Source organism: Alteromonas sp. 4NH20-0056, from assembly GCF_057539655.1.
This window is the reverse complement of sequence record NZ_BAAJLS010000003.1, coordinates 267,928-280,282: the sequence shown is the minus strand read 5'-3', so window position 1 is coordinate 280,282 and position 12,355 is coordinate 267,928. Positions and strand designations below refer to the sequence as shown.

The window sequence follows — 12,355 nt, the reverse complement described above, 5'->3', positions numbered from 1 at the left end:
CTAGGTGGTCGCCAAGATAGGGCGGTACAAAATAATTTGTGTCGTCCCTTTTCCTTTTTGCCGCGTCATTTCAAAGACGGTAGACAGACTTGAAATAATATCGGTTACTTTTGCTGCTCCATAGGTTCTTGGATCAAAGTCAGGCTTCGCACGTTTTAGAAAACTGCCGGCTGGTCCCGCGTTCACCCACCCATCGTCGTTTTGATAAAGCTCCCATGCCTTAAGTAGTGCCGGTATCAATTCTTCTGCACCGTTGGCCGCATTACTTTGCGCCTGTTTTGATTTGCTGGATTTAGAAACCTGCCCAGCTTCTAAGTTCTCCGTAAAAATAAAGTCATCACAGGCATTTCTGAACGACACTGGCGTCTTCTTTTCACCTACACCAAACACAAACTTCTCTGACTCTCTCAAACGTGACGCAAGCTTGGTAAAGTCGCTGTCACTGGACACCAATGCAAATGCATCGATTTTCTCTGAATAGAGCAAATCCATAGCATCAATGATCATCGACGCATCCGTTGAGTTTTTACCTGTCGTATAGGCAAATTGTTGAATAGGCTGGATGGCTAACTCATTGAGTGACGTTTTCCAGTTCTTCAGGGCTTCAACAGACCAATCACCATAGGCACGCTTAATAAGCACATGACCGTGCGCGGATATCTCATCCAAAATGGCAGATAGCTTCGATAGTTGGGCGTTATCGGCATCAATAAGTACCGCTACTTTTTTATGAACATCCAAGTCTTTCATCTATTTTCCTTAAAATAATTCTTCGGTGTAACGGCATTTGGGGAAGGCAGAACAACCCAAGAAGGCGTTTCCTGCATGAGCGCCACGTTTTGCTTGCCGCTCTACAAGTTCACTACCACATCTAGGACAGACGTTTTGATTTATCGCTTCTACTTTTGGTTCTGTTTGCACTTCATGAATAAGAGAGAGTAGTTCATTTCCGTCAATGAGTGTCACTGGTTTATCAGATGCGAAATCTATCGCCTGTTGGGTAAATTTACCTGAACAGATGACAATAACCATGTCTGCATTACTGGCAGTTAATACACCAAACATCTCGCGTACCACGCTGACACCAACTTTTTGTGCCTTCCATTGTTTACACTGAATAAGTACAAGCTCTTCGCCTTTCCCCAGTTCTAGGTCAATACCACCGTCAGCACCAAACCCTCCTTCAGTTACTCGATAACCTTGTCTTCGATAGGCTTCTGCCACTAGCTCCTCAAAATTGCGCCAATGCAGTTGTCTAATGGTCTCAATACTTTTTTGAGCATCTAATTGCTTGGCCTTGCGTCGAGCATTAAAAAATGAAAATGGAGCAATGAGTAATATGAAAATTGCGAAATAAGGCGCAGGAACAGCGAGCGCCTTAAATACCATATTGATTAGCTGATTATTCGTCTCGATAGAAGGCAGCAAATGGCCCATCAATAAATAGGTAATTGCCGATGTTGTAACTGAAACCCACCATGGCGCTCGGAAAAGAAGGTCAGCAAAAGATGTATTTTTTCTTGGCATAATTGAACATCCTTGTTAAATATCGAAAATATATTAACTCAGGCAATGTCTTGATTGGGTATTAATTCCAATCGTGTAGTATCGTTTAACAGTGAAATATTCATTCCTGACAGATAGGAGAGACAAACATGGACGTGTTTATCGGTATCGATGTCGCTTGTGCGAAAGGTAAATACCTGCCACTGGTGATTTGTACTCTAGAAAATGGGCGATTATTGCCGTTTCCGTTAGCCAGTTACCCAATAAAACCACCGAGAGGTTTAGGCAACGCCCGGACCTTGGACGACAAGGTTAATCAGGCATTTGCAGAAGATGTCGCCAGTTACATAGAAACGGTTTGCGACGCATTCCATTTAAGCCCAATTCGAATAGGTATCGACTCACCGCTTCGGCCACGGGATAACTATCTTAATCGCAGATTTGCAGAGCAGGCGCTCGATAGAGCAGGTATTAGCTGTTACACCACACCCTCTGCCGATGATTTTAGGATGATTAAAGCAAAAGGTATTGCACATCTTGAGGCGGGTAAGCCGATACAAAACCTGCCTCATGCCCACCAAATCTTTATGCTGTTAGGTTTCGCCTTGAACGAGCGACTGAGTAAAGTTGCCGAATGTATAGAGGTCTATCCACACGCGACAGTGAAACAGTTAGGTGTCGCTGATATCCATAAAAGCAAAGGGAATCAGGCTGAGTTACAGCTGTCTGCCATGTCGCATTACACTGGTTGGCCTAAAACCGACGACGATTGGTCGCAAGCAGATAATATGTGCCTTGGACCAATGCACGATAGAGTGGATGCCTACAGTGCCGCATGGGTAGCAAGCTTGCCTGAACAGGAGCGTATCTGTTTTGGTGACCCAGAGAAAGGCGATGCTATCTGGATACCTAGAGTTAAGCCAATAAGCAGTGCAGCTGCCAATCTACCGACAAAGTCTAAACCTATAACAAAGACAAAACAGACTGTTTCCAATACTGCACATCAACGCACTTGCCCTGCCTGTAATCAACATCTATTTAAACGCTGGCCTTTTGGGTGGAATGCGCATGCTGCTCACAAGTGCACAGGATTGATAGAAGGCGAACCTGACGCAAGGAAGAAGGAGTTTAAGCGCCGATTTATGAGCAGTTAGACGCGCATATGCTTTACAACCGTCTCAAAATAAACCACACTAAACCAAAGTATAAAAAAGTAAACAGGGACGATGCTCGACTCTATCAGCTTTGCTCAAAAACAACGCCTTGCCTATATCGACTTTTGCCTATTGTTTAAAGGTGCGATTTACCGTCAGGACTTAATTAATCGTTTTCAGGTCGGACTGTCGGCAGGCTCACGCGATTTCGGCATTTACAAAGAGCTTGCACCGGATAACCTGTCTTACGATTCGCGAGAAAAGCGATACTTTCAGACACCTCAGTTCAAGCCTGTGTTCGAACACGACGCAAGGCGTACCCTAACCAAGCTCGCAAACGATATTTCTGATGGGTTTGATGCAATAGGTGACATCCATTTCCCAGTAGAAGCTCCGTCCAGTCTGAATGTACCAGACATCTTTATCGTGGCTCGTCTGGTACAAGCCATTCTCAATAACAAAGCGGTTAGCGTTATCTACACGTCACTTTCTAGCGGTTCGAATGCCAGAGAACTTGTACCACACTCCATAGTCGACAATGGCCTACGCTGGCACGTTCGCGCCTTTGATCGTAAGAGTCAAAGCTTTCGTGACTTCGTGTTAACGCGCATTAGTAAGGTAACGATTAAAGACACGCCTATTGAAGAAGAAAGCGCCCAAACAGATACCGAATGGCAGCGTCTTATCCCACTTCAACTAGTGCCGCATCCCAAGAATGTTGAACATCCAACCGCGATAGAAATGGATTATGGTATGCAAAACGAGCAACTGCTTATCAACGTAAGAGCGGCGATGGCGGGTTATCTGTTGAGACGATGGAATGTGGACTGCACTGAGCGCGGAACGCTAAAAGGTGCGGAATACCAACTTTGGCTACAAAACCGTTTTACGCTGAACAATGTACAGAACTTGGCTATTGCGCCGGGGTATGAAGCTAAAGATAACGGAAGCGGAGGTGGTAATTGATCCTCCATTGCACCAAGAAGCTTTACGCCAAGCTACCTGAGAAGATGAAAGCCACAGAGCAACCTGCGACTGCTATAGGCATTCAGGCGAAGTGGCTCAACTGGCATGCAAACCTCATTACCATCCAAAGAAGGCAATGCGTGATTGCAGTGCATGACGCAACACGCTTCACTTTGTTTATTCCATGCCTAACCAAGAAAGACTTCGCAAACCTCGACTGGCATTTTAACGATGTGTTTATTAACGCCTTGCTGAAAAGCGATATGCCGCATGAGCTAGTTAATGCCGCTGCGACGAATTACCAACCACTTACGTTCGATACAAACTGTAATCGTTCGGTACAAGGTACGATGAATCAGGTAGCTCAGGAAATAGATTATGGGTTGTATTACAAGAACACGGCGGTAGCGGATATGAACCCGTACCGATACAGCGCAGACTTAAGCCACAGACCTTGCGGCGTAAAAGGTCAGAAAGATTACATTTGGCCAGAAAGAGAAATGGCCCAGCTTTTAAACAAATTAACGCAACAAACACCGAATAAAGCATTAACGCCCAACTAATAAAGTCGCAGGAAAGATGTAGCAAGGAATAAGAAACAATGGTTGAACAACATAAGAAAGCATTAGAAAAACAACTCTGGAATATTGCCAACGCGCTTCGGGGCAATATGAGCGCCGATGAGTTTCGCGACTACATACTCGGTTTTATTTTCTATAAGTATCTCTCTGAACGAATGGACATCTATGCCGACGAACTTCTCAAAGAGGACGGCATTAAATTTGATGAAATCGACGAGAATTTACAACAGGGTAAAGAGTATCTGGATGCCATTCGCGAAGAAGCGATAGATCACTTAGGCTATTTCCTAAAGCCCAGTGAGCTTTTCCACGTGCTGGCTGAAAAAGGTAAAAATGGTGAGTTCATTTTAGAGCAGCTTACTGAAGTGCTGAATCATATTGAGCAAAGCACTATGGGAACAGCGGCTGAGGATGATTTCAACGGCCTATTTGACGATCTCGACTTAACCTCAAACAAGCTCGGTAAAACAGAAAAAGCCAAAAATGAGCTGATCTCTAAGATACTGGTCCATCTCGATGATATCGACTTTCTGCATCATGAAACGGAAATTGATGTACTGGGCGATGCTTATGAATACCTGATTGGTCAGTTTGCATCTGGTGCAGGTAAAAAGGCGGGTGAGTTTTATACACCACCTATGGTATCGAAGCTTTTGGCGAAACTGGTCACCCAAGGGAAAGACAAACTTCGCAGTGTGTACGATCCAACTTGTGGTTCAGGCTCTTTGCTTTTGCGAGTGGCAAAAGAAGTAAAAGACGTTGGACATTTTTACGGACAGGAGCAAAACCCCAGCACCTACAACCTCGCTAGAATGAATATGATTTTGCATGGTGTGCACTATCGTCGATTTGATATTCAGCAGGACGACACACTTGAACATCCACATCACTTGGAACACAAGTTCGAAGCCGTTGTCGCGAATCCTCCATTTTCAGCTAAGTGGAGTGCATCTCAAGGATTTCTCACTGACGAACGTTTTCAAGACTACGGCAAACTTGCACCTGCATCAAAGGCAGACTTTGCCTTTGTACAACATATGATCCATCAGTTAGATGAAAACGGAACGATGGCAGTTGTTTTGCCTCACGGTGTGCTATTCCGAGGAGCTGCAGAAGGCCATATTCGTAAGCATTTAATAAAGGATAAAAACTGCCTCGATGCAGTTATCGGTTTACCTGCCAATATATTCTACGGCGCAGGAATACCGACATGCATTTTGGTCTTTAAGAAAAATCGTCAACATAGCGATAATATTTTATTTATAGATGCAAGTCAGAATTTTGGTAAAGGAACGAATCAAAATTACTTAAGAGATATTGATCTTGAAGCGATTTTAAAAGCCGTTGAAAAGCGAGATTTTGAAGAAAAGTTTGCCTATCTTGCACCATTACAGGAAGTTGTTGAAGAGAATGAATTTAACCTTAATATCCCCAGATACGTAGATACCTTTGAAGAAGAAGAGCCTATAAGCCTAGAAGAAATAACATCAAGTCTTACTAAAGTTGATTACGAACTAAGTAAAGCAACGTCTGCAGTAAATGCATTTTGTTCTGAGTTGGGTATAGGAGAGCTTAAGTAATGGTTAGTAAATTACCTAAGCTGCGTTTTAAAGAATTTACCATGGGTTGGACTCAATCAAAATTAGGTGAGCTTGGTCAAACTATTAATGGGCTAACTTATTCTCCAGATAATGTTGTTGATAAGGGGTTATTAGTTCTTCGTTCATCAAACATAAAAGATAATTCCATTACGTATGACGATAATGTATATGTTGATTTAGAAGTTTCAGAAGAAAATCTCTCAAAAGAAGATGACCTACTTATATGTGTTCGAAATGGATCTAGAGCACTAATTGGTAAGTCTGCTTTAATACCAAAAGGCATAAAATACGCCACACACGGAGCGTTTATGAGCGTGCTCAGAACAAAGCATCCTCATTTTATATTTCAGCTCTTCCAGACAGGCCAATTTAGAAAGTTAGTTCACAGAGATTTAGGGGCAACAATCAATTCAATTAACGGTAAAAACTTATTGAAGTACAAGTTTTTCCTTCCCAAGGACACAAAAGAAATTGAAAAAATTTCTAATTTTCTCACTTCAGTAGATAAAAAAATCAGTCTGCTTAAAGAAAAACGTGATTTGTTGACTCAATACAAAAAAGGCGTAATGCAAAAGCTTTTCAAGCAAGAGATTCGTTTTAAGGATGATAGTGGAAACGAGTTTCCCGATTGGAAAGTTCGCAAGTTTTCAGAAGTTTTATCTTTGAGCCTCAACCCAATTAATATGGGTGACAATGAACAATATGAGTTAATTACAGTTAGACGCAGAAATGGAGGGGTTGTCAGTCGAGGCCATTACAAAGGTAGTGAAGTTTTAGTTAAAACACAGTTTCGTTTGTCGGCAAATCAGTTTGTTATTTCTAAGCGACAAATAGTTCATGGTGCCTGTGGTATTGTTCCAGCGACTCTTGATGGGGCGATTGTTTCTAATGAGTACAATGTGTTTGATGTTAATACTGACTCATTGGACGTGAATTTCTTTAACTATTATTCAATGACTAAGGAAATGAAAAGGGCGTATTACATCAATAGCGATGGTGTACATATTGAAAAACTTTTATTTAAAACACAAAGCTGGCTAAAAACACTGATGCCATTTCCATGTGTCGAAGAGCAGAAAAAAATTGTAAGTTTTATTGAGATACTGTCGTCCAAAATTGGCTTGCTCGAAAATCAAATAGAGCTAGCCGAAAAGTTCAAGAAGGGCTTATTACAAAAGATGTTTGTGTAGGTAATCTAATGAAGATAGATATTGGATATATTAGAGCAATATTAAACGTGTTTCTTGAGGCTCCAACCGCCCATATAACTATCGAGGATTTGAAGTCTTCAGGTATAGACTACACGGATAAATCGGGGGATATAGATCAGAAGTTTCTCTTTCATTTTCAATTACTCATTGAAAATCAACTGATCGGAAAGCAGTCTTTAAAATACGCAGACCTTGAGGCGATGGGATTTGTCCAATGTATGGGGGGAGATTGGGCCATATGTGCAATAAATCTTCGCCTAACTCAAAATGGACATGATTTTGCGACTGCATTATCGAATAAAGAAGTGTTTTCGAAGCTGAAGGAAGAATTCAAAGAGTTCCCTTTCAAGGTGATGTTTGAATCGAGCAGAAAGCTACTTGAGCATATTGCGAAAAAGAAAATGGATGAGCTTTTAAAAAGCTGATAAGGAGTATAGGTGGCCTACCAGTCTGAACAAGAATTAGAAAATAAGCTCGTTGCACAACTCGCTAAGCAAGGTTTTGAACTCGTTCAAATCACGGATACCAAATCGTTACGAGCAAACTTGAAAGCGCAACTATCCAAGCTCAATGGTTTTGAGGTAAGCGATACTGAGTTAAAGCAAATTCGCAACGCCCTAGCGAAAGGTAACGTGTTCGATAAGGCCAAGATTCTTCGTGACCGACTGCAAATCAACAAGGACGATGGCACCACTGGCTATATTCGCTTTCTGGATGAAGATGTCACACAAAATCACTTTCAGGTTACTCAGCAAGTTACCGTAGAAGGTCGTTACAAGAACCGTTATGACGTCACTATTCTGGTTAACGGTCTGCCTTTGGTGCAAATCGAACTTAAGCGCCGTGGACTTGAATTAAAAGAAGCTTTCAATCAGATAAATCGTTATCAGCGCCATTCCTATTGGGCAGAAGATGGTTTGTTTCAATACGTGCAGGTATTCGTTATATCAAACGGGGCGAACACCAAGTATTACGCTAACAACCGTAAACAAAGCTTCAAGCAAACGTTCTTCTGGGCAGATGAGTTAAATGCTAAACGCTATAGTGACCTGACTGAATTTGCGGAGGTGTTCCTAACGCCCAATCACGTTACCGACATGATCACTAAGTACGTGGTATTAAATGAGACTGACCGTATTCTCATGGTGATGCGGCCGTACCAGATATATGCAACGGAAGCGATTATCGAACGTGTTGCCGAACGCCAGGCTTTAGTCGTAAGTGCTCAATCGACCGATAAGATGAATGGATATATCTGGCATACAACGGGCTCAGGCAAAACTTTAACCTCATTCAAAACAGCCCAGTTGCTTACAGGCGACAGTAAAGTTCACAAAGTGGTGTTTGTCGTTGATCGCAAGGATCTCGACTACCAAACAAGCAAAGAGTTTAACGGCTTTTCGAAAGGGTGCGTGGATAGCACAGATAACACAAAGCTACTTGTAGATCAGTTTACCGATGCGCCGGTTGCCGCGGATAAGATCAATGAGCAACGCAATACAAAGCTGATTGTCACAACCATTCAAAAGCTTAACAACGCGATAAGCCACAAGCGTTACTCTAAACGAATGGAATCGGTGAAAGATAAAAATATTGTGTTTATTTTTGATGAGTGTCACCGAAGCCAGTTTGGTGATACCCACCAAAAAATCAGTCAGTTCTTCACCAATCATCAAATGTTCGGTTTCACTGGTACGCCGATCTTTGTTGAAAATGCCGTTTCAAAATCGTCTCGCAAATACACAACAACGGACTTGTTTCATAAGCCACTGCACAAATACACCATTGTCGATGCGATTAAAGATGAGAACGTACTTAAGTTTAACGTTGAGTATGTCGGCAGGTACAAGAAGAAAGACAGCGCAAATGAGATAGACATTGAGGTTGAAGGTATCGACACCAAAGAGCTGATGGAATCAGAGATTCGTCTTGGAAAAATTGTCGATTACATCATTGCCCAGCATAACCGAAAAACTCATAGCCGAGAATTTACGGCGATGTTTTGCGTATCAAGCGTTCCTGCGTTGATAAAGTACTACGAACTGTTTGCCAAAAAGAAAGCGGAAGGAAAACACAACCTACGAGTTGCAACTATCTTTTCCTATGCAGCCAATGAAGAAGATCCCGATGCCGATGGATTAGACGATAACGACTTAGATAAGGTGGCGGAGCCTCAGGCTGTGTATAGTCACAGCCGCGATAAGTTGGAGCAGTTTATCGGTGATTACAACGAGATGTTTGGTTGCAGTTACACCACCAAAGACAGCGAGTCTTTTTATAATTACTACAACGACATTTCAAAGAAGGTTCGCCAGCGTAAGGTAGACATACTTTTGGTAGTGAATATGTTCCTTACTGGCTTTGACAGCAAAACCTTGAATACGTTATTTGTCGATAAAAACCTTAAATATCATGGTTTAATACAGGCATATTCTCGCACCAATCGAATTCTTAACGAGCAGAAGTCACAAGGTAATATTGTGTGCTTCCGCAACCTCAAAAATCGCACAGATGAAGCTCTGGCCCTGTTTTCAAACAAAGACGCTAAAGATACTGTCATCATGCCGCCGTATGAGGATTTTGTGAAACTCTTCAACAAAGCCTTCGGCAACCTTTTAGCAATCGCTCCCGATCCTGAAAGCGTAGATAGTCTGGAAGATGAGAATCAGGAACTGGAATACATCAAGGCGTTTCGCGAGCTGATGCGCTTGAGGAACATTCTGGAAAGCTTTGCAGATTTTAGCTTTGACGACGTGCGAATAGGTGAGCAAGAGTTCGAAGACTTCAAGAGTAAGTACCTCGACTTGCATGACAAAGTGAAGACGAACAACGCTAAAGAAAAGGTGTCTGTTCTGGAAGAGGTCGACTTTGAACTCGAACTTTTAGCGATGGATGAGATAAACGTTGCCTACATATTGAAGCTTTTGAGTAAGTTAAAAGAAACCGAGTCGGAAGAAGAATACCAGTATCAGTACAAGGCACTGATGCAAGCGGTGAATGGTGATCCTAACCTAAGAAGTAAACAGGAGCTCATCGATAAATTTATTAAAGAAAACCTACCTAATGTGAAGTCTGCCGAAGAAGTAGACGACGCATTTGCAGTGTATTGGGAAGTTGAGAAAGAAAAGGCGACAAAGCAAATTGCAGAAGAAGAGCAACTCGTTCAAGAACGCATGAAAGATGTTGTCGAACGAATGATTTATAACAACCAAGAGCCGTTACGTGAAGAAGTGGCAGGGCTTATGGAGAAACCACCCAGCATACTTCAGCGCAAGAAAGTCATACCTCGGCTTACGGAGAAACTGAAAGACTTTGTGAATACGTTCTATGGTGGTGTGTAAAGTGGCAAAAGGAAGACCCAATATGAATGAAACGCAGGATTTATTTGGCCCACAATATGAAGAGAATTTTCTGCTTCGAGATCTAGGTACCATTGTTCGCCAAGCACGGCTATCCACTAGTTGATCGCGATGCGATGAGGTGTATAAAGAAATCTTCGAGCATGCGGAGAATTTTTAAGAAGGATAGAAATAAAACATAATGACCCCAAAATGCTCGGGAAATATAATTATGAATTGCCGTTAAAACAGGAACACGATGCCTTTATTACTGCCAACAGAGCTTCAATTTGCAACAGAATATGCTTTTTCCATACCTGATGATGCTTTCAGAGAATTTCAGGCGCTGATCCGTAAAATAAATCACAGTGAACGTTGTACAGAAAAACATATACTTGAAACCTTCAAGAAGCATATGGCAAAGCCAGCTGCTGTAGAATTCGGTACAAGCTCTAATACTGACTGGGCGAGAGGAGACTTGGAATGGTACATGGAAAAAGCCAGTCAGGACGGTCCGGGATTCATTGCTGCACTCCATAATGCATGTGAACAGCTTTCTCTTTTAGAGACTAATGTCCCTTCAGATTTATATATAAACCAAATACTGTCGAAACATGGGCTTCCTTGCCATATTAATAACAGCGAACTGATATTGGCAGGTAACGTAAGAATACCCGATTCTAATGCGTCTTTATCACAGACAGTTATACTTGCATTACAAGATGCAAAGACATTGTCACCAGCAAGCGCGATTGATCGTGTGCATACGGCACTTCATGCATATCTGGTTGAATTGTGTCACCAAGCTTCTATCCCGTTGGAGTCAGGTGCTACGGCTCAAAAGGCTTTCAAAGAACTGAAAAACAATCACGCAGCTCTTAAACCAATCGGAAATAGGCCAGCAGAGATAGCTAACGTTCTAAACAGCATGGCCGCAACAATAAATGCTTTGGGTACAATTCGAAACCACGCCAGCCTTGCCCATAACAATGAACTGCTTCTAGAACCAGAAGCTCAAGCGATGATCAATGCAGCAATGACTGTTTTTCGTTACATCGAAGAATGTATTGCGCGCCAGAAGAAGACCTAATACCAGAATTAGTGTAAAAGCGGTGTTTCCGTTATAGCGATTCATTCACGTATGAAACGTTGGCTTAAGTAAAGCAGTTACGATTCACAAAGTACTAATGCTGATTAGTTTTCTTCTGCGGATATTTCTACGGTAACTTTATTCACCTTTCGGTGGCTCATCTGTCCTATGCGAGCCTTCGCCTTTTCGAATAAGGCAAGGTTATAGCCTGAGCTGACGGAGCTAGAATAGAGAACTCCGTCATAACGACTTTTCTTGATAAACTCACACAAATATTGGCTGGGAGTATAGTCAAATGCAGCAGCCATTTGCCTTACCGGACGAGTCAACTCATGTCCTAGTCGTTCCAAGAAAACAAGGTCAGAACGCATTTTCCCAATATCCTTTTCGTCCTCTAATATGAAAGGGGAGACAGAGCGCCTTGGAGCTCTGAGATCTACCAGAGTTAGGTTATTTGGAATACTAAAGGTTGCAACACAGACTTGGTCACCAGTATGAGGCCTAATTTCAGATATTGCGGTTTCGACTTCTGACCCCAAATATAAGTATGGAATTCCGGCTGGATTAGCTCGACCATGCGATGCTAAATGAGATGGAGGTGCTGACATTTCCTCTTGTAGGAATAGTTCGTCACGAACTTTTGTGCGAGCACGATACCACTCAGTTTGAAGATCAATTGAGCCAACAGAAATGTGTGAAAGCAGTTCTTCAAGACGCTCTAAATCTACCTCGGTCTCTGGGAAAAACCTATTTTTATGCATTAACTCCTTTCTAAGCTCTTCCCATTTACCTAATCTATTCGATAAGTACTGCTCAGAAGCCATAAAATTTTGGCGAACTAGTTGTCCGTCATCTAAAACGTCTCCAAGTAACATTTGTCCCTGTGCGATTGTCATTTGCGGATGAGA

At 42.2% G+C, this 12,355-nt stretch carries 11 protein-coding genes; 8 read left to right on the top strand and 3 right to left on the bottom strand.

The features are described 5' to 3' along the window. The gene (locus AC27EZ_RS07375; protein WP_487134718.1) at window positions 1-750 is read right to left on the bottom strand and encodes an NYN domain-containing protein; all 750 of its coding nucleotides are present in this window, start codon (window positions 748-750) and stop codon (window positions 1-3) included. A 9-nt stretch (window positions 751-759) separates the two neighbouring features. Next, window positions 760-1,527 carry a DUF2034 domain-containing protein gene (locus tag AC27EZ_RS07370; protein ID WP_487134717.1) on the bottom strand — a complete coding sequence of 256 codons (768 nt, stop codon included), beginning with the start codon at window positions 1,525-1,527 and terminating at the stop codon, window positions 760-762. A 128-nt stretch (window positions 1,528-1,655) separates the two neighbouring features. On the opposite strand from AC27EZ_RS07370, the gene AC27EZ_RS07365 reads away from it, so the two are divergent. From AC27EZ_RS07365 to AC27EZ_RS07330, 8 genes are all read left to right on the top strand, one after another. Then, window positions 1,656-2,660: a DUF429 domain-containing protein gene (locus AC27EZ_RS07365; protein WP_487134716.1), complete on the top strand. Its 1,005-nt coding sequence runs from the start codon at window positions 1,656-1,658 to the stop codon at window positions 2,658-2,660. A 72-nt stretch (window positions 2,661-2,732) separates the two neighbouring features. Continuing rightward, the gene (locus tag AC27EZ_RS07360) at window positions 2,733-3,626 is read left to right on the top strand and encodes a WYL domain-containing protein (RefSeq protein WP_487134715.1); all 894 of its coding nucleotides are present in this window, start codon (window positions 2,733-2,735) and stop codon (window positions 3,624-3,626) included. Then, entirely contained in the window at window positions 3,623-4,189 is a 567-nt protein-coding gene (locus tag AC27EZ_RS07355; RefSeq protein ID WP_487134714.1) for a DUF6933 domain-containing protein, read from the top strand. Before AC27EZ_RS07360 ends, AC27EZ_RS07355 begins: the two co-directional genes overlap by 4 nt. A 38-nt stretch (window positions 4,190-4,227) precedes the next feature. After that, complete coding sequence (locus tag AC27EZ_RS07350) at window positions 4,228-5,787, top strand: type I restriction-modification system subunit M (protein ID WP_487134713.1); 1,560 nt, start codon at window positions 4,228-4,230, stop codon at window positions 5,785-5,787. Next, window positions 5,787-6,998: a restriction endonuclease subunit S gene (locus tag AC27EZ_RS07345; RefSeq protein ID WP_487134712.1), complete on the top strand. Its 1,212-nt coding sequence runs from the start codon at window positions 5,787-5,789 to the stop codon at window positions 6,996-6,998. Before AC27EZ_RS07350 ends, AC27EZ_RS07345 begins: the two co-directional genes overlap by 1 nt. An 8-nt stretch (window positions 6,999-7,006) precedes the next feature. Further along, on the top strand, window positions 7,007-7,444 hold the full coding sequence (locus AC27EZ_RS07340; RefSeq protein ID WP_487134711.1) for a DUF2513 domain-containing protein: 438 nt from the start codon (window positions 7,007-7,009) through the stop codon (window positions 7,442-7,444). A gap of 12 nt (window positions 7,445-7,456) precedes the next feature. Further along, on the top strand, window positions 7,457-10,360 hold the full coding sequence (locus AC27EZ_RS07335; protein ID WP_487134710.1) for a type I restriction endonuclease subunit R: 2,904 nt from the start codon (window positions 7,457-7,459) through the stop codon (window positions 10,358-10,360). 256 nt (window positions 10,361-10,616) lie between these two features. After that, a complete protein-coding gene (locus AC27EZ_RS07330; RefSeq protein ID WP_487134709.1) occupies window positions 10,617-11,447 on the top strand; it encodes an abortive infection family protein in 831 nt (276 codons plus the stop codon). A 104-nt stretch (window positions 11,448-11,551) separates the two neighbouring features. On the opposite strand, the gene AC27EZ_RS07325 is transcribed toward AC27EZ_RS07330, so the two are convergent. After that, window positions 11,552-12,322, bottom strand: coding sequence for an RES family NAD+ phosphorylase (locus AC27EZ_RS07325; protein ID WP_487134708.1), 771 nt, complete (start codon window positions 12,320-12,322; stop codon window positions 11,552-11,554). Window positions 12,323-12,355 lie beyond the last annotated feature (33 nt).